Source organism: Mesorhizobium sp. Cs1321R2N1 (assembly GCF_037179725.1).
GTDB classification, from domain to species: domain Bacteria; phylum Pseudomonadota; class Alphaproteobacteria; order Rhizobiales; family Rhizobiaceae; genus Mesorhizobium; species Mesorhizobium salmacidum.
Map to the genome: position 1 here is coordinate 1 of NZ_JAPYKP010000133.1, position 17,379 is coordinate 17,379.

Sequence of the window (17,379 nt, forward strand, 5' to 3'; positions counted from 1 at the left end):
GCCGCGCAATGCGGCATCTGCACGCCGGCGCTGCTGGTCGCGGCAACGGCGCTGCTGGACGCGAAACCCAGGCCGACCGAGACCGAAGTGCAGGATGCGCTGGGCGGGATCCTCTGCCGCTGCACCGGCTACCGGAAGATCATCGCGGCGGTGATGGAGGCTTCCCTCCAGGCCGCGAGCCTGGATTTCCGTCTGCCTAGGTCCGGCCACGCCATCGGCGCGTCACCGGTCAGGCTCGACGGTGTACCAAAAGTGACCGGGGCCGAGAAATTCGGTGGCGATTCTTTCCCGGCCGATGCGCTTGCCGTGCTGGTGATCCGCTCGCCGCATTATCATGCCGGCTTCGCCTTCGGCGACATCGATGGCTGGGCAAGCCGCCATCCCGGTATTGCGGGCGTCTTCACGGCCGCCGATATCCCGGGCAAGAACTGCTTTGGCGTTATCGGCCCGTTCGCCGACCAGCCGGCGCTGGCCGAGGGCGTTGCCCGGCTTCGCGGCGAGGCGGTCGCCCTGATCGCCGGCGAGCGCGAGGCGATGCTCGATCTCGATCTGTCGGATTTCCCTGTCCGCTGGACCGAGCTGCCACATGTTCTCCAGCCTTGCGACGCGCAGGCCGCAGGTGCGGCGCTGATCCACGAAAGCCGCCCAGCCAATTTGTTGACCAAGGGCTTCGTCGAACGCGGCGATCCCGAGTTAGCACTTGCCAGTGCGGCCTTCACCGCGAGCGGCACGATCGACACCTCCTATGTCGAGCACGCCTATATCGAACCGGAAGCCGGCTATGCATATCTAGACGGCGACACGCTGGTCGTCGTCGCCTGCACACAGGCGCCCTACATGGACCGCGACGAGACGGCGAAGGTGCTTGGCCTCGCCGTCGACAAGGTGCGCATCGTGCCGACCGCAACCGGCGGCGGCTTTGGCTCCAAGCTCGACGTTTCCCTGCAACCTCTCATCGGCCTTGTGGCGCTGAAGACCGGGCGGGCGGCGGCGCTCGCTTACACCCGCAACGAATCCATGATGTCGACCACCAAGCGCCATCCGGCGCGGATGAAGGCCACCATCGGCACCGACGCCGACGGCTACGTCACCGGCATGGTCTTCGAAGGCGATTTCAACACCGGCGCCTATGCCAGTTGGGGTCCGACGGTCGCCAACCGCGTGCCGGTGCACGCCTCCGGCCCCTATGCGACGCCGAACTACCGTGCCGAGGGCCGCGCAATCCACACCCATGGCCCGATTGCCGGGGCCTTCCGTGGCTTCGGCGTGCCGCAGGCGACGATCATGCAAGAGACGCTGTATGACGAACTCGCCGGCAAGCTCGGCATGGACCGGCTCGACTTTCGTCTGAAGAACTGTCTTCAGAACGGCTCCGAAACGGTTACCGGGCAGCTTCTGGAGTCTGGCGTCGGCATTGCCGAATGCCTTCAAGCGCTGCGGCCGCATTGGACGCGGGCGACGGCCGATGCGGATGCTTTCAACGGTGCCGGTATCGATAGAAAGCGTGGCGTCGGCATCGCTTCGTGCTGGTATGGCTGCGGCAACACATCGCTGCCCAATCCGTCGACCATCCGGGTCGGCATCGCGGCCGACGGCGCGGTCATCCTGCACCAGGGCGCGGTCGATATCGGCCAGGGCTCCAACACCGTCATCACGCAGATTTGCGCCGACGCGCTCGGCCTGCCTCTGGAAAAATTCCAGTTGATGAGTGCCGATACGGCGGTCAGCCCCGACGCCGGCAAGACTTCGGCCTCGCGACAGACTTTCGTGACCGGCAAGGCGGCCGAGAAGGCGGGCCGCGCCCTGCGTGAAACAATCCTGCGCTTTGCCAATGTCTCGGACAAGGCTTCCCTTCAACTGGATGGCCCGGCGATCGTTATCCGTGAAGGCGAGGCGACGCGCCGTATTGATCTTGCCTCGCTCGAAATGGATGCCGACAGCTTCGTCTTCCGTGCCGAGGAGACCTATGACCCGCCAACGCTGCCGCTCAATGCCAAGGGGCAGGGCAAGCCCTATGCGGTCTATGGCTATGGCGCGCAGATCGCCGAACTCGAGGTCGACCTGAAGCTCGGCACGGTCAAGCTGATCAGGATCATCGCCGCGCATGACGTCGGCAAGGCGATCAATCCGCTGCTGGTCGAGGGCCAGATCGAAGGCGGCATCGCGCAAGGCATAGGCATGGCGTTGATGGAAGAATACATACCCGGCCGCACCGAGAACCTGCACGACTATCTCATCCCGACCATTGGCGACGTGCCACCGATCGAGACCATCCTTATCGAGGTCCCCGATCCTGAAGGGCCATTCGGCGCCAAGGGCCTGGGCGAGCACGTGCTGATCCCGACGGCGCCGGCGATCCTCAACGCCATCCGTCACGCCACCGGCGTGCTGGTCACCAAGGTGCCGGCAACGCCAAGCCGCATCCTGGCGGCCATCCGCGAGAAGGAGGCACGCACATGAGCGAGCTTGCGGAACGCTTCGAAACCCATGATCCCGGCGAGAAGCTGGTGGCGGAAAAGATCCGCTGCGATGCCTGTCCCGTCATGTGCTACATCGCTGACGGCCGCACCGGCGCCTGCGACCGCTACGGCAATGTCGCGGGCCGGATCGTGCGCATGGACCCGCTGACCATCCTCGACCATGCGGCCGAGACCGGCGCCGCCATGGTGCCCTTTGTCGCCGAGGGCGAGCAGTGGGACGGCGAACTGGTCAACACCGGCCGCCGCTTCGTCACGGCAATCGGCGCCGGCACCACCTATCCCGACTACAAACCCGCTCCCTTCATCGTCAGCCAGGAAGTCGAGGGCGTCGATCTCGTCACCGTGGTCACCGAGGGCATCTTCTCCTATTGCGGCGTCAAGGTGAAGATCGACACCGACCGCCATATCGGACCCGAAACGGCTATTGTGCGGGCCGAGGGTGAGGCGATCGGCCATGTCACGACGGGAGAATACGGCTCGCAGATGCTGTCGCTGGGCGGCGTGCATCATCTGACCGGCGGCTCCAAGGCGGAAGGCCGCGCTACCTGCGACGCGCTGCTCAATCTGTGCAACCGCAAACCGGTGGAGCTCAGCATAGACGGCGGCGCCACGGTCGTTGTCGAAGCCGGCAAACCGCCCGTCATCGACGGCAAGCAGGAACATCGCATGCGCGTCGGCTGCGGTTCGGCAACCATCGGCATGTTCGCCACGCAATGGCGCGGGCTGGTCGACGAGGTCGTGGTGGTCGACGACCACATCACCGGCGTCGTCTCCGAACACCAGGCGGGAAAGGTGCTGGGCTGGCAGGATACCGGCATCAAGATCATCGGCCGCCGGTCGACACCGGGCCGTTATTTCAAGGTCTCGGAGCCAGGCCTAGGCTGGGGCGGCACCAGTATTTCCGATCCGCTGTCGATCCTCGGCGAGTGGAATGCCAAGAAGGGCGCGCGCCCGGGCCTGTCGCTGCTGATGGTTTCGACCACCGGAGAGCAGTTCGCCTATTACGAGCTCGACGACGAGCTGAAACCGGTGCAGAAGCCGTTTCCCGATCGGCTGCGGAAATCGGTCAACCTGATCGAGGACAATTGCGAGCCGGCCTTGTGCACCGTGCTGTTCATTGGCGGCGCCGGCGGCTCGCTGCGCGCCGGCGTCACCGAAAACCCGGTCAATCTCACCCGCTCCGTGCAAGGCCTGACCACCTACGTCACCGTGGGCGGGGCGCCGGTCTATGTCTGGCCGGGCGGCGGCATCACGCTGATGGTCGATGTCACCAGGATTCCGGAAGGCGCCTTCGGCTATGTGCCGACGCCGGCACTGGTGGCGCCGATCGAATTCACCCTGCGTCGCGACGATTACGTCAGGCTCGGCGGCTACGAGGCGGAGATACGCAGCGTCGCGGACATCGTCGCCAAGGGCGGCGAGTATCTCAATCCCCGGCGCGGCACGGATGCTGCAACCCAAAATCCATGGCCGCCGCTGGCGCAGTTGCGCCGCGCGGGTGGGGCCGGATGATGGAAGGCCCGCAAGCGCATTGGCTGCAGGACGGGAAGCGGCTGCATCTCAACCATGGGCCGATCGACCTGATCGTCGAGGCCTTCGGTGAGACTGATGAGTGTCGCGCCGCCTATGCCCAGGCCGTCGCACGCTTCCAGACGATTCTGATCGAGTTGGTCGAGGAGCTTCCCGAACTGCGGCTCCCGGCATTCTTCCTGGCGCCGCGCGCCTTCGCCGGCCCGACGGCGCGTCGCATGGAAGCAGCCGTCATGCCCCTGGCGGAATGCTTCATCACACCGATGGCGGCCGTTGCCGGATCGGTAGCCGACGAAATGATCGCCGCGCTGCTTGCAGGCCGCAAGCTCGATCGCGCCTATGTCAACAATGGCGGCGACAGTGCCATCCACATCGACAACGGCCGGTCGATGGGATTGGCGGTCGCCGGCACCGGCAACGGCATGGCCGACCGGATCACGATCCGCGCGGAAGATGGCGTGCGTGGTGTCGCAACAAGCGGCTGGCGTGGCCGCTCCTTCTCGCTTGGCATTGCCGATGCCGTCACCGTGCTCGCGCGAACCAGCGCCGAGGCCGACGCGGCGGCGACGCTCATCGCCAACGCGGTGGACCTGCCCGGCAATCCCGCCATCAGGCGCATTCCCGCACGCGAGCTGTCGCCCGACAGCGATCTTGGCGCGCGGCTGGTGACACAAGGCGTCGGCAAGCTTGCACCTGATGAGGTGGCGCGGGCGCTGGACAATGGTCTTGCCGTCGCCGAAGATTTTCGTCGGCGCGGCCTGATTGCCGCATCGGCGCTGTTTCTTGGCGGGGAAGCCCGTATCAGCGGCTCCGTTGCACTGGCCGCGTCCAACAAGCATGAACCGGAGGAAGTTGCCCATGCCTGAATTTCCGATCCGCAAGATCGCGGTGCTGAGCGAAGAGATCTTTCACGAAGGCGGGCCAGTCGCAGAAGTGCCGCGCCGGCGTGCCGCCGCCATGGCCGTGGTCAAGAACCCGTTCGCGGGGCGCTATGTCGAGGATCTGCAAAGCGCCATGGACGATCTGAAGCCGCTCGGCCTGCTGCTCGCCGACCGGCTGATCGCAGCACTCGGCGGCGACATCAAACAGATTGACGGTTACGGCAAGGGCGCCATCGTCGGCACCGCGGGCGAACTGGAACATGGTGCGCTGTGGCACGTTCCGGGCGGCTACGCGATGCGCGAGCGGCTGGGCAATGCCAAGGCGATTGTGCCCTCGGCCAAGAAGGTCGGCGCCTTCGGCTCAAAGCTCGACGTGCCGCTCGGCCATATCAACGCCGCCTATGTGCGGAGCCATTTCGACGCCATGGAAGTCGGCATCAGCGATGGCCCGCGTCCTGACGAGATCCTGTTCTGCCTCGCCATGACCTGCGGCCCTCGCGTCCATAACCGCATGGGTGGCCTCGCGGCGGACGACATAAAAGCCTGGGACGGGTTGCGGTGAGCGGCGGGGACAACCTGCTCAAGCTGGTCGAGGCCGAAGAGGCCGACGAACACGACTACCTGCTGCAGGAACAGGTCGGCTTCATCCTGCGCAAGGCGCACCAGCGCCATGTCTCGATCTTCGCCGCCCGTATCGCCGATCTGACGCCGCCGCAATTCGCGGCCCTGGCCAAGCTGCGCGATGTCGGCGAGACATCGCAGAACCAGCTCGGCACGCTGATCGCCATGGACGCGGCGACGGTGAAGGGCGTCATCGACCGGCTGAAGGCGCGTGGTCTGGTCGAGCTTTCCAGGCATGAAGTCGACAAAAGGCGGCTGCTGGTCAACCTGACGGCCGAGGGCCGCGACGCGATCGAGCGCCTGATCCCGCTTGCAAGGGAGATCACGCAAGAAACGCTGGCGCCGCTCACGGCCAAGGAGGCCGCCACTTTCATGAAGCTGCTAGCGAAGCTGGCGTAGATTGATTCTGCCGGGCGCCATCAGCGCCCGGCAGAAGAGCATCGCCTCAGAGGCCGTTGTCCTTCAGCACCTGGGCGGCGTTTTCCTTGGTGATCTTCTCCGTCGGCAGAGTGATGGTCTTTTCCACCTTCTCGCCCTTGAGGAACTTGATCGCCTGGCGCAAGCCTTCCGCACCTGGGGTGACATAGGTGAACGTCGCCGTCAGCTCACCCTTGTTCACCATTTGGACGCCTTCGTTGGGCAGGCCGTCGATGCCGATGAACTTGATGTCCTTCTCGCGGCCGACATCCTTGGCGGCGAGATAGGCGCCGTAGGCCATCGGGTCGTTATGGCCGTAGACGAGATCGATCTTCTCGTTGGTCTTCAGCGCGTTGGCCATCAAATTGTAGGCCTGGTCCTGCTTCCAGTCGCCCGACTGCTGGTCGAGCAGATATTTGATGCCCGGCTCCTTGTCGGTGAATTCATGGAAGCCGTCATGACGGTCATGCGCCGGCTGGGTGCCCATGCCCCCCCAGATCTCGACCACATTGCCTGCCGCCTTGCCCTTGCCGCCGAGCAGTTCAACGGCATATTCACCGGCCGCACGGCCGATCAGCTTGTTGTCACCGCCGACGAACTGCGTGTAGTCCTTGGTGTCGACATTGCGATCGAGCACGAAGACCGGGATCTTGGCGTCGATCGCCTGCTGCACGACGCCGGTCAGGCCAGCCGATTCCTTCGGCGATACCAGCAGCGCGTCGACCTCCTGGCGGATCAGGTTCTCGACGTCGGCGACCTGCTTCTCGGTCTTGTCCTCGCCATCGGTGATGATCAGCTCGACCTCCGGATGCTTGGCGGCCTCGGCAATGATGTCCTTGTTGAACTGGGCGCGCCAGGGCTCGATGGTGGTCACCTGCGAGAAGCCGATCTTCCACTTTTTATCCTGGGCGAAGGCATGGCCGGTGGAGAGCAGTGCCGTGGTGGTCAGCAATGCCGCGCCGAGTGCGGCAAGCTTCAGCATGTCACGTCGCTTCATTTCTTGTTTCCTCCGAGATTGAGAGACGGTGTCTCTTGCGACGGCCGTTTTGCGGCGGCCGTTTCCTTGTGCGCCGCTCCAGGCAGGCGCAGATAGGCCAGCAGATCACCGGCATTGCGCTCCTGCACGAGCACGGTGCCGATGATGATCATCCCCTTCAGCACCAGCTGAAGGTTCGAATTGATGTTGTGGAGCTGCAATATGTTGGAGAGCAGCCCGAAGATCAGCACGCCGCAGAAGGTGCCTATCAGGCTGCCGCGCCCGCCCATTAGGCTGGTGCCGCCAATGACCACGGCGGCGATGGCGTCGAGCTCCAGCCCGGCGCCGGCGTCGGGCTTGCCTTGTCGGTACTGCGCCACGTAGAGCACCGCGGCAATACCGGCGAGCAGGCCTGATATGGCGTAGGTGGCGATCTTGACGCGCCCGGCGGCGATGCCGGAAAGCCGGGCCGCCTCCTCATTGCCGCCGATGGCATAGACATAGCGGCCGAACGGCGTGAAGCGCAGCACCGCGCCATAGATGACGATGGCGCCGAGGAAGAACAGGCCGGGCATGGGGATGACGCCGAACACCAGCGAGCGCAGCAGCTCGAAGTCGGCGGTGGCGTTGGAGCCGGTATAGACCGGCAGCACGGCATTGTTCTGGCCGGCGGTGAGCCGGGCGATGCCGAGCGCCGTCACCATCATCGCCAGCGTGACGATGAAGGGCTGCAGCCGCCCGCCGACGATGATGAAACCGTTGATGGCGCCGAACAGCAGGCCGACGCAGGGCGCCACCAGCAGCACACCGAGAACACCGAATTTGGGCTCGATCTGCGGCAGCAGGTACCAGAGCGAAAGGCAGCACAGGACGACGCCGACGATTGCCGGCGTGACCAGTCCGCGAATGGTGTCCAGCCTGACATCGCGCGCGGCGGCATCCGCGCCGGCGCGGGATTTCTCCACATTGAGGAAGATGAAGCGCGTGACGACGATGCCGAGGCACAGCGCAACCAGCGCAACGGTCGGCACGCCCAGCACGACGCCGGGCGTCACGCCGGGAACCGTCAGCAGCATGGCGCACACCACAGAGCAGATGGCCATCAGCGAACCGACGGAAAGGTCGATGCCGCCGGTGATGATCACCGCCGTCATGCCGGTCGCGATCAGCCCGGTGGTCGACACCTGGCGCAGCACGTCGAGCAGATTGCCATAGGACAGGAAGATGTTGTTGCCCTTGGAACTCACCGGCGAGCCGAGAACGCCAATCAGGAAGATGGCGATCAGGCCCCAATAGAGCTTGGTGCGGGACAGGAGTTTCAGTGCGGTCATGCGGCGGGTCTCGATAGGGTCCGGCGCGGCGCCGCGAGGCGCATGATGGCCTCCTCGCTCGCCGCGTCGCGGGAAAGGATGCCTGTCTGGCGGCCATCGGCCATCACCAGGATGCGGTCGGAAAGATGCAGCAATTCCGGCAGCTCGGAGCTGATGACGGCGATGGCAAGGCCATCGCGCGCCAGCCGGAAGATGAGGTCGTAGATCTCGCGCTTGGCGCCGACATCGATGCCGCGCGTCGGCTCGTCGAGCAACAGCACCCTTGGCCTCGTCGCCAGCCATTTGCCGATGACGACCTTCTGCTGGTTGCCGCCCGACAGCGTGCCGGCGGGCTGGTCAATATCCCGGCAGCGAATGCCGAGCGCCTTGACCGCCCGCCGCGCCAGCCCCTGTTCGCCGGCCAGCGAACGGATGCCGAAGCGGGCCAGCGCGCCGACCAGCGGCAGCGCCACATTGTCCGATATCGAGGCCTGCAGATGCAGGCCTTGCGTCTTGCGGTCCTCGGTGACCAGCGCGATGCCCAGCCGCCGCGCATCGCGTGGTGAGCGGATATCCACCGGCTGGCCGTCGAGCCTGATCTCGCCGCCGGCACGGCCATCGCTCGCGCCGAAGATCGCTTCCATGATCTCGGTGCGGCCGGAGCCCAGCAGGCCGCCAATGCCCAGAATCTCTCCGGCGGCCAGATCGAAGCTGACGCCGCCGATCACCTGCCGCCAGCCCTGGCGGTCGGGTTTCGACAGCGACAGGTCGCTGACCGAAAGCACGGTCCTGTCGCCGGGATCCCGCTCGTCGTGAGAGGATGCGAGCAGGTCCCGTCCGACCATCGCCGAAATGATGGCATTCTCGTCAAGCTCGGCCATCGGCCGCGTCAGCACATGGCGTCCATCGCGGAAAACGGTGACGCGGCCGGCCAGATGCATGACCTCGTCGATGCGGTGCGAGATGTAGACGATGGCGACGCCGCTATCGGCAAGCTGGCCGATGATGCGGAACAGCCGCTGGCATTCGGCCGGGGACAGTGCCGAGGTCGGCTCGTCCATGATCAGCATGCGCGCCGACATCGACAGCGCCTTGGCGATCTCGACCAGCTGCTGTTCGCCGACACGCAAGGCACCGACGCGTGCCTCCGGATCAAGTTCGATGCCGAGCCGCTGCAGGAGGGCGCTTGCCGCGCGGCTGCTCGCCTTGCGGTCGACGATCAGTCCCGCGATCAGCTTCTCGCGGCCGAGAAAGATGTTGTCGGCGACGCTCAGTTCCGGCACCAGATTGAGTTCCTGGTGGATGATGGCGATGCCCGCGTCCTCGGCATCGCGCACGCCGGCGAAGCTGACCGGCCGGCCGTCGATACTGACCGTGCCTTCGTAGCCGGTATAGACGCCGGACAGGATCTTCATCAGCGTCGACTTGCCGGCGCCGTTCTCGCCCATCAAGGCATGGACTTCGCCGCGCCGCAATTCGAAGCCGACGTCGACCAGGGCGGTGATGCCGCCAAAACTCTTGGAAATATGCTCGGCACTCAGAACGATGTCCGAGCGATCCGACGCCGCACTGCGCGTCGAGGAAAGGGAATTGTTCTGTTCCATGACAATGGCGGCCTCCCTTCCGTCCTCGTCAGCTACGCGAACGCTAATCTAAACGTTTCGATCATGTCAAGCCGATATGGGAGTAGCGCAACTTTGATGCATTTCAATTCTTGCCTAAAACGGCAAGATTCCGTAGGTATTGGCGGCAAGGGGTGGCGAAACGTTTCGAAAATGACAGCGTCAGGGCGAAAAAAACACCGCAAATCCACCGCACCCACCATGCTTCACGTGGCTGAAGCGGCGCGTGTCTCGGTCGCCACCGTGTCGGCGTTGATCAACGGCACGGCGACCGTCAGCCCCGAGCTCAGCGCCCGCATCGAGCAGGCGATCCGCGATATCGGCTACAAGCGCAACGCCATCGCCCGCAGCCTGAAGGTGGGCACGACGCGCACCATCGGCCTGACCGTTCCGCACATCACCAACCCCTTCTTCACCGATGTCGTCTCGGTCATCCAGCAGGCCTTCGACCGCGCCGGCTACGCCGTCATGCTGTGCTGCACCGACGAGGATTTGAACACCCAGGACGACCAGATCAGGCTGCTGCTCGACCGCATGGTCGACGGGCTGATCGTGGCGCGCGTCGGGGACGGTGCGATCCTCAAGCGGATCGTCGCCGACGCCAATGTGCCTGTCGTGCTGATGGATCGTCTGTGCGAGGGCATCGACACCGACGCCGTGGTACTCGACAACCAGCGCGCGGTGTTCGACGCCATGAGCTATTTGATCAATCTCGGCCACCGCCGCATCGGTTACATTACCGGCACCTCGGATATTTCACCCATGCATGACCGCATGACCGGATATCGCGAGGCGCTCCAGGCCGCCGGCTTGCCGGTGTCCGAAGAGCTGGTTCGCTCCGGCAATTTCCACGAGATCGACGGCTACAACGCAACCATGCAGCTGCTGTCGCTGCATGACCGGCCAAGCGCGATCTTCTCGGCCAACAACCCGATGGTGATCGGAACCATGAAGGCGATCCGCGACATCGGGCTGTCCTGTCCGGAGGATATTTCGGTAGCCTGCTTCGACGATTTTCCTTGGTCCGACGTGTTCCAGCCTCAACTGACCACGGTGGCGCAGCCGGTGCAGGCGATCGGCGAACAGGCGGCCAATCTGCTGCTCGACCGTCTCGCCGGCAACCGGGATGCGCCACCGCGCAAGCTCGTCCTCAAGGGCCGATTGATGATCCGCAATTCATGCCGGCCGCTGAGGGAGGTGGTGCAGAGCGTGAGTGCCTAAATGCCGAAAGTGTGAATCGGTTTTCGGATAACGTCGTGCTTCCTGAGATTGATCAGGACGTGAAAACACCAGAACACAGTTCTTGCAGCTTCGAAAACACGCCCTTGCCGCCCGTGATGACCTGTGTCCCGTTCTGCAGCACCGTCTTCGGATCCGCCTTCAGGATCGTGCCGCCGGCTTCCTCGATCAGCAGCATGCCGGCCACGCAGTCCCACGGGTTCATGTGTTCTTCCACATAGCCGAGCAGCCGCCCCGAGGCGACATAGGCAAGCATCAGCGCGCCGGACGCGTTGCGGAAGAACACGCCGCCCTCGGCCAGGATTTTCTTGATCAGCACGGCGATGGTTTCGGCCTCCGCCCGGTTTGAGAAGCCGGTGCCCACCGAGCCCTCTTCCAGGCTGGCCGCCGCACTTGTCTTGACCGGCCTGCCGTTGACGAAGGCGCCGCCGCCCAGCCTTCCGTGGAAGGTCTCGCCGGTCGAGGGTTCGTGGATGACGCCGACGATCGTCTCTCCATCACGGGCGCAGGCGATCACCACGCACCAGGCCGGAATGCCGCGGACGAAATTGGCGGTGCCGTCGATGGGGTCGATCACCCAGACATGGCCTGTCGAGCCGGCGACCGAGGCGTGCTCCTCGCCGACGATGCCGTCTTGCGGATAGTCGGCGGCGATTGCCGCGCGGATGAACAGCTCGACCTCGCGGTCCGCCTGCGAGACCAAATCCTGATGGCCCTTGCTTTCGATGGTCAGGCTGTCGAGATCGCGGAAATATCTCAGGCCGAGTTCGCCGGCACGCCGCGCCAGATCGATGGCAAACTGCTCGCGTCTATCGAGATCATGGGGCAAGGCAAGGCTCGCTGTTGCGAAGGATACCCGCGTTTAGCAGAGCATCGACGTCGGCAAAAGCGGCTGGCGGCTTATTCGTTTCAGGCGGCCTGTGACAGAGATTCGTGAGCCTCGGCCAAAATCTCGAAGGAGCGCACGCGGGCGGCGTGATCGAAGATCTGCGCGGTGACCATCAGCTCGTCGGCACCGGTACGGCGCACGAAGGCATCGATGCCCTGGCGGACCGTTTCCGGCGAGCCGACGACGGCGCAGGACAGCGCCTGGCCGAGCATGGTCTTGGCCATCGGGTCGAGATCGCGATCATAATTCTCGACGGGCGGCGGCAATCGTCCGGGCCTGCCGGTGCGCAGATTGACGAAGGCCTGCTGCAGCGAGGAGAACAGCAGTCGTGCCTCGGCGTCGGTGGGTGCTGCAAAGACGTTGAGGCCGAGCATGACATGCGGCTTGTCGAGTTGCTCGGACGGCTGGAAGCGCGAACGGTAGATGTCCAGCGCGTGGTCCAGTTCCGCCGGCGCGAAATGCGAGGCGAAGGCGTAGGGCAGGCCGAGCATGGCGGCGAGCTGCGCGCCGTAGAGGCTCGACCCAAGAATCCAGATCGGCACCGTCTGGCCTTCGCCGGGCACGGCGCGCAGGCGCTGGCCCTCCTCGGCGGGCAGGAAATACCCCATCAGCTCGACGACATCCTGCGGGAAATTGTCGACGCCGGCCTCGAGGTTGCGGCGTAGCGCCCGCGCCGTGTTCATGTCGGTGCCGGGCGCCCGGCCGAGGCCAAGATCGATCCGGCCGGGAAACAAGGCGGCCAGCGTGCCGAACTGCTCGGCGATCACCAGCGGCGCATGATTGGGCAGCATGATGCCGCCGGCGCCGACACGAATGGTCTTGGTGCCGCCGGCGACATGGGCGATGACGACAGCCGTTGCCGCACTGGCGATGCCTGGCATGTTGTGGTGCTCGGCCAGCCAGTAGCGCTTGTAGCCGAGCCGCTCGGCGTGGCGAGCGAGATCGAGCGAATTGGCAAGCGAGTGCGAGGCATCGCTGCCTTCGACGATCGGCGACAGGTCGAGAACGGAAAGTTCGGTCATATGCTGGTCTCCACGATCTTCTTCTCGCGCACCCGGGCCTCGAAGGCCGTGCGGTCGGGAATGGTGACGCCGAGCTGGCCTTCCAGCATGTCGGCAAGCTCGGCGGCAGTGGCGATATGCTTCTGCTCGGTGCGGCCATCGATGTGATGGATGGACAGGCGATCGCCGCGCAGCCCGTAGCGCCGGTCGGGCGCGGCGCGCGCCGCCGAAACCGAGGTCAGGAAATGCGATGCCGGATTGGTCGACAGGAAATAATTGGCGATGGAATAGTCGACTTCATATTGCGGCTGCAGGTCGAAGCGATACAGCGAGCGCCAGTCGCCGCCGATGGCGCCCTGCAGGCGGAAGTGATCGCCGGTTTCGGCGATGCGGTACGTTTCGTGCGGGGTCGTCTGTTCGAGGCCAGGCTCGAACAGCAGCGGGGCGGTCAGGGTCAGGCCGCCGAAGCCGACATCGGCTATATAGGTCCGGCCATCGAGCTCGACGCGCAAAAGCATATGGCTGCGCGCAGTGATCGCGTCCTCGCTCTGACCCCAGAGCACGCGCGCGGCAAGGCCGCCGACCTCGAAGCCAAGCGCCTTCAGCGCATGCATGAAGAGGAGATTGTGCTCGAAGCAATAGCCGCCACGCCCGGCAAGGACGATCTTGTCCTGCAGCGATGCGGCGTCCAATCGGACCGGTCGCCCCAGAAACGGATCCATATTCTCGAAGGGGATCGCCTGCGGATGCAGGAAATGGAGCGTCTTCAGCGTGTCGAGCGAAACATCCCTGGACCCGGCATGGCCGATCCGGGCGAAATAGGCGTCGAGGTCGAAGGGAGCGTCGTTCATCGGGAAGGGCACCAGGCACTGATCGGGCGGATATAGGCATTCGATCCCGCCGCCGCAAACCGTACGCCGGTTAGCCGGCGGCCGTGCCGTCCTGCTCGTCGGCTTCCTCCTCGATGACCGCCGTATGTTGGGCGGCGAGAAAATTGCCGACATGGCTAAGGCTCTCGAAATGGTCACAGAACACCTTGACGACGACCAGCAGTGGCACCGCCATCAGCGCGCCGACGAAGCCCCACAGCCATGACCAGAATGCGATGGCGATGAAGATCGCCACGGCGTTGATCTCAAGCCGCCGCCCGACCACCATCGGCGTCACGAACTGGCCTTCGATGACGTCACACAATACCAGGAAGGCAGGCGCCAATAACGCATAGGCGATCGTGTCGAAGCTGATCAGCGCGATGACCGTGACCAGGACAAGCGTGATCATGGCCCCGACATAGGGCAGGAAATTGAGCAGAGCGGCCGCCGCGCCCCAGACCAGAGGATTGGGCATGCCGAGGGCCCACAGGCCGAGGCCGATGACCGTGCCGAGGCCGGTGTTGATGATGGTGACGGTGAGCAGGTAGTGCGAGATTTCCCGCTCGACATCGTAGACGACGCGCAGCGCCCGCTTTTTCTCGGTGAGGCTGGCGAAGGACTGGATGATCTTTTCGTAGAACATCGTGCCCGAGGCGAGCAGGAACAGCGACAACACAAAGATGATGGTCAGGCTTGTTCCGGCCGACAGAATGTTGCTCGCCGCGGACGAGAAGAAGCCCGACTGCGCTACCGCGACCTTTTGCACACCCGGTTCTTGCGATGTTTCGGTCAGCCCTTCGATCTGGTGCGCGATGTCCATGATCCTCTCGACCGGACGCCGCAACTGCGCCAACCGTTCGGTCAGTTGCTGGCCGATGGACGAGGTGTTGTTGATGAGATCGATGACGGGGCCACTGAGCACATAGCCGGCGCTCGCGAAGACGATGATGGACACAAGCACCAGAAGCGTCGCCGAAATCACTTCGGGAATGCCGCGCTTGCGCAGCAGCCGCACGATCGGCGTCAGTGTCAGCGTCAGCAGGAAGGCCAGAATGACCGGCATGAAGAAGGCACGCGCGAAATAGAGCGCATAGACGGTCATGAACAGGAAGATGCCGATGAGCAGCGAGCGCATCAGGCGCGTATCGGCGCGCGTCGCCACACGCGACACTTCAGCTTCGGCTACGCCTGCGCCCAAAGCGGCGGATTCGGCTTTCATCGTGGTCCCTCGGCGGCACACCACAACTGATGCAATCCGCACACGGAAACGTCGGCACGGCTTCAAGGTTCCGTTAGCCGGCAGCGATGGCACGGCCGTCGTTGCGGGGTCCTGCCGCCGATAGCTCACGAACAGCTCGGCTGCGAGTGTTCCGTATTACATGCCGTGTAATTGAGTCCGGGCACCTGGCGGGCCTAGTACGGGTGCAGGCCTTCGCAACCGTGGGATCGCAAGGCTGGCGTGGCGAGGATATCGCCCGCGCGACTACGCCCTACCCTGAAAGAGGACATCACGATGCAAAGATTTACCCTTCAAACAACCGAGTCGGCGCCGGAGAAATCCAGGCCCGCTTTGAAGGCGCTTGAGGAGAGGTTTGGCTTTCTTCCGAACGTCATGGCGACGATGGCCAACAACCCGGTTCTCCTCAACGGTTTCGTCAGCAGCTTCGGCAGTTTTCACGGCGGAAGCTTCGATGAGATCGAGAAGCAGGTGCTGCTGCTGACCAACGCGGTCACCATCAAATGCCCCTGGACCGTCGCCGCGCATTCGACATTCGCCATCGAGGACGGGATTGCCGAAAGCGAAGTCAAGGCGATCCGGGATGGCAGGTTGCCGTCGGACCCGAAATATGCGGCACTCTCGGCGCTGACGAGGGCGCTGATCGAAAACAAGGGAAACGTGAGCGACGCGGACATCGATGCGTTTACTTCGGCGGGCTATTCAAAGGCCCAGATCCTGGAAGTGGTAACCGGTGTCGGCGTCTCCACCATGGCGGCGACCACCACCAACATGGCTGGCACGCCGATCGAGGAACGCTTCCAGCCGCAGGCATGGTCTCCCGCCGCCGCGATGGCGGCCTGACCCGATCGACGGCGCATGGACCGGCTGGTGCCAAGCGCCGTCGATCAATACCTGATCGCATCGGCGTGTATCGTTCGAGGGACTGCGAGGACAGCGGGCTATGAGGACAAATCCCGGAACGGCTATGACGCCCGACCTGGGCACGCTCTTGCGTTACTGGCGCGATGTGCGTGGCAGAAGTCAGCTTGATCTATCCCTCGATACCGGCATTTCGCAAAGGCAGATCAGTTTCATCGAAAGCGGACGCAGCGTTCCCGGCCGCGAGACCCTGATGGCGATCGCCCGGGCGCTCGATGTCCCCTTGCGCGAGCGCAACGCCTTGCTTCTGGCGGCAGGCTACGCGCCGATGTTTTCCGAAGGCGCCTGGGATTCCGTGGAAATGAAGAGCGTGACCGATGCCCTGACGCGCATCTTGCGGCAGCATGAACCCTATCCGGCGCTGGTCATGGACCGGTACTGGAATGTGCTGATGACCAACGAGGCCGCGCCGCTCTTCTTCGGCTGTTTTCTCGACATGGCCGCTCGTGAAGGACCGCGCAACATGCTCCACCTCATGTTCGATCCCGAAGGCATACGCCCGTTCGTCGCCAATTGGCCTGACGTGGCGCGGAGCCTGTTCGAGCGGGTCTATCGCGAATCCATCGGCCGCGTCGTCGACGAAAAGACCGAGGAGTTGCTGGCGGCGCTGCTCGCCTATCCGGACGTGAACAGTGATTGGAAAAATCCGGTGGCGATCGGCTTCATGCCGGTCATTCCGCTTGGCTTCATCAAGGACGGTCGCCGCCTGAACTATTTTTCGATGGTCACCACGGTGGGTACCCCCCAAACCGTCGCCGCCCAGGAACTGCGCATCGAGTGCATGTTCCCGGCCGACGAGGCGACCGAAATCCATCATGCCGCGATGATGGATACGGCCTCGCACCGGGCAAAGCGATAAGCAGGCCTATCGGAGGGCCAATGGAACCAGGGGCAATCCTTGCGGAGCCTCATTAAGTTCACGCGACAGGCGCCGTCACGGCCGGCGCGGGTTTCGCCGTTTCCTTGCGCACGACCGGCGCCACCTTGGTGCCGTAAAGCTCGATCGCCTTCATGATCTTGGCGTGTGGCATGGCGCCGATCGCCATTTGCAGCAGGAAGCGGTCGTTGCCGAAGATCCTGTGCTGGGCGACAATCTTTTCCGCCACCTGCTCCGGATTGCCGACGAACAGGGCACCATTGGGACCACGCGACTGGTCGAAATGCGCGCGCGATGTCGGGCCCCAGCCGCGCTCTCGACCGATGCGGTTCATCACTTCCGCCTGCGGGCCGTAGAAGTCGTCCGCCGCCTGCTCGGTCGTCTCGGCGATGAAGCCATGCACGTTGATGCTGGTGGCCAACCCTGCCGGATCGCTGCCGGCCCGCTTGGCTGCCTCACGGTAGAGGTCGAACAGCGGCGCGAAGCGCGCCGGCTCGCCGCCGATG

The 17,379-nt window shown here is 64.3% G+C and carries 16 protein-coding genes; 8 read left to right on the top strand and 8 right to left on the bottom strand.

What is annotated here, in order from left to right:
• The 5 genes from O7A61_RS25370 to O7A61_RS25390 form a co-directional block, all read left to right on the top strand.
• Positions 1–2,460: molybdopterin cofactor-binding domain-containing protein (locus O7A61_RS25370; RefSeq protein ID WP_337132155.1), on the top strand; the 2,460-nt coding region annotated here is incomplete at its 5' end.
• Positions 2,457–3,992 carry a 6-hydroxynicotinate reductase gene (locus tag O7A61_RS25375; protein WP_337132156.1) on the top strand — a complete coding sequence of 512 codons (1,536 nt, stop codon included), beginning with the start codon at positions 2,457–2,459 and terminating at the stop codon, positions 3,990–3,992. The genes O7A61_RS25370 and O7A61_RS25375, both read left to right, overlap by 4 nt.
• Positions 3,992–4,876 carry a UPF0280 family protein gene (locus tag O7A61_RS25380; protein WP_337132157.1) on the top strand — a complete coding sequence of 295 codons (885 nt, stop codon included), beginning with the start codon at positions 3,992–3,994 and terminating at the stop codon, positions 4,874–4,876. The genes O7A61_RS25375 and O7A61_RS25380 overlap by 1 nt, the downstream gene beginning before the upstream one ends.
• Positions 4,869–5,453, top strand: coding sequence for an amino acid synthesis family protein (locus O7A61_RS25385; protein WP_337132158.1), 585 nt, complete (start codon positions 4,869–4,871; stop codon positions 5,451–5,453). Before O7A61_RS25380 ends, O7A61_RS25385 begins: the two co-directional genes overlap by 8 nt.
• On the top strand, positions 5,450–5,911 hold the full coding sequence (locus tag O7A61_RS25390; protein ID WP_337132159.1) for a MarR family winged helix-turn-helix transcriptional regulator: 462 nt from the start codon (positions 5,450–5,452) through the stop codon (positions 5,909–5,911). The genes O7A61_RS25385 and O7A61_RS25390 overlap by 4 nt, the downstream gene beginning before the upstream one ends.
• Positions 5,912–5,957: 46 nt before the next feature.
• On the opposite strand, the gene O7A61_RS25395 is transcribed toward O7A61_RS25390, so the two are convergent.
• Genes O7A61_RS25395 through O7A61_RS25405 form a run of 3 tightly spaced genes read right to left on the bottom strand, consistent with a single transcriptional unit; the run spans position 5,958 to position 9,819 of the window.
• A complete protein-coding gene (locus O7A61_RS25395; protein ID WP_027143800.1) occupies positions 5,958–6,926 on the bottom strand; it encodes a substrate-binding domain-containing protein in 969 nt (322 codons plus the stop codon).
• Positions 6,923–8,236, bottom strand: coding sequence for an ABC transporter permease (locus tag O7A61_RS25400; protein ID WP_337132160.1), 1,314 nt, complete (start codon positions 8,234–8,236; stop codon positions 6,923–6,925). Before O7A61_RS25400 ends, O7A61_RS25395 begins: the two co-directional genes overlap by 4 nt.
• Complete coding sequence (locus O7A61_RS25405) at positions 8,233–9,819, bottom strand: sugar ABC transporter ATP-binding protein (RefSeq protein ID WP_337132161.1); 1,587 nt, start codon at positions 9,817–9,819, stop codon at positions 8,233–8,235. Before O7A61_RS25405 ends, O7A61_RS25400 begins: the two co-directional genes overlap by 4 nt.
• Positions 9,820–10,038: 219 nt before the next feature.
• Here O7A61_RS25405 and O7A61_RS25410 point away from each other — a divergent pair, with 219 nt between their 5' ends.
• Positions 10,039–11,058, top strand: coding sequence for a LacI family DNA-binding transcriptional regulator (locus O7A61_RS25410; protein WP_337132162.1), 1,020 nt, complete (start codon positions 10,039–10,041; stop codon positions 11,056–11,058).
• Positions 11,059–11,110: 52 nt separating this feature from the next.
• On the opposite strand, the gene O7A61_RS25415 is transcribed toward O7A61_RS25410, so the two are convergent.
• The 4 genes from O7A61_RS25415 to O7A61_RS25430 all read right to left on the bottom strand — a co-directional run bounded on the left by O7A61_RS25415 (position 11,111) and on the right by O7A61_RS25430 (position 15,057).
• Complete coding sequence (locus O7A61_RS25415) at positions 11,111–11,905, bottom strand: inositol monophosphatase family protein (RefSeq protein WP_337132163.1); 795 nt, start codon at positions 11,903–11,905, stop codon at positions 11,111–11,113.
• Between the two features lie 80 nt (positions 11,906–11,985).
• On the bottom strand, positions 11,986–12,987 hold the full coding sequence (locus O7A61_RS25420; RefSeq protein ID WP_337132164.1) for an LLM class flavin-dependent oxidoreductase: 1,002 nt from the start codon (positions 12,985–12,987) through the stop codon (positions 11,986–11,988).
• Positions 12,984–13,817, bottom strand: coding sequence for an arylamine N-acetyltransferase family protein (locus tag O7A61_RS25425; protein ID WP_337132165.1), 834 nt, complete (start codon positions 13,815–13,817; stop codon positions 12,984–12,986). Before O7A61_RS25425 ends, O7A61_RS25420 begins: the two co-directional genes overlap by 4 nt.
• 70 nt (positions 13,818–13,887) lie before the next feature.
• The gene (locus tag O7A61_RS25430) at positions 13,888–15,057 is read right to left on the bottom strand and encodes an AI-2E family transporter (RefSeq protein WP_337132166.1); all 1,170 of its coding nucleotides are present in this window, start codon (positions 15,055–15,057) and stop codon (positions 13,888–13,890) included.
• A gap of 294 nt (positions 15,058–15,351) precedes the next feature.
• Between O7A61_RS25430 and O7A61_RS25435 the strand changes: the two genes are divergently transcribed.
• Together O7A61_RS25435 and O7A61_RS25440 are read left to right on the top strand one after the other, a co-directional pair.
• Positions 15,352–15,918, top strand: a complete 567-nt coding sequence (locus O7A61_RS25435; protein ID WP_027143807.1) for a carboxymuconolactone decarboxylase family protein — start codon at positions 15,352–15,354, stop codon at positions 15,916–15,918.
• Between the two features lie 124 nt (positions 15,919–16,042).
• Entirely contained in the window at positions 16,043–16,855 is an 813-nt protein-coding gene (locus tag O7A61_RS25440) for a helix-turn-helix domain-containing protein (protein ID WP_337132167.1), read from the top strand.
• A 58-nt stretch (positions 16,856–16,913) separates the two neighbouring features.
• Here O7A61_RS25440 and O7A61_RS25445 read toward each other — a convergent pair.
• The coding region (locus O7A61_RS25445; RefSeq protein ID WP_337132168.1) for an LLM class flavin-dependent oxidoreductase at positions 16,914–17,379 on the bottom strand (466 nt) is incomplete at its 5' end.

What these genes read in the sequence shown, in the direction of transcription:
- O7A61_RS25395 (WP_027143800.1), bottom strand. Translation starts at nt 6,926, where the DNA reads ATGAAGCGACGTGACATGCTGAAGCTTGCCGCACTCGGCGCGGCATTG.
- O7A61_RS25385 (WP_337132158.1), top strand. Translation starts at nt 4,869, where the DNA reads ATGCCTGAATTTCCGATCCGCAAGATCGCGGTGCTGAGCGAAGAGATC.
- O7A61_RS25405 (WP_337132161.1), bottom strand. Translation starts at nt 9,819, where the DNA reads ATGGAACAGAACAATTCCCTTTCCTCGACGCGCAGTGCGGCGTCGGAT.
- O7A61_RS25430 (WP_337132166.1), bottom strand. Translation starts at nt 15,057, where the DNA reads ATGAAAGCCGAATCCGCCGCTTTGGGCGCAGGCGTAGCCGAAGCTGAA.
- O7A61_RS25400 (WP_337132160.1), bottom strand. Translation starts at nt 8,236, where the DNA reads ATGACCGCACTGAAACTCCTGTCCCGCACCAAGCTCTATTGGGGCCTG.
- O7A61_RS25375 (WP_337132156.1), top strand. Translation starts at nt 2,457, where the DNA reads ATGAGCGAGCTTGCGGAACGCTTCGAAACCCATGATCCCGGCGAGAAG.
- O7A61_RS25380 (WP_337132157.1), top strand. Translation starts at nt 3,992, where the DNA reads ATGGAAGGCCCGCAAGCGCATTGGCTGCAGGACGGGAAGCGGCTGCAT.
- O7A61_RS25420 (WP_337132164.1), bottom strand. Translation starts at nt 12,987, where the DNA reads ATGACCGAACTTTCCGTTCTCGACCTGTCGCCGATCGTCGAAGGCAGC.
- O7A61_RS25435 (WP_027143807.1), top strand. Translation starts at nt 15,352, where the DNA reads ATGCAAAGATTTACCCTTCAAACAACCGAGTCGGCGCCGGAGAAATCC.
- O7A61_RS25440 (WP_337132167.1), top strand. Translation starts at nt 16,043, where the DNA reads ATGACGCCCGACCTGGGCACGCTCTTGCGTTACTGGCGCGATGTGCGT.
- O7A61_RS25410 (WP_337132162.1), top strand. Translation starts at nt 10,039, where the DNA reads ATGCTTCACGTGGCTGAAGCGGCGCGTGTCTCGGTCGCCACCGTGTCG.
- O7A61_RS25425 (WP_337132165.1), bottom strand. Translation starts at nt 13,817, where the DNA reads ATGAACGACGCTCCCTTCGACCTCGACGCCTATTTCGCCCGGATCGGC.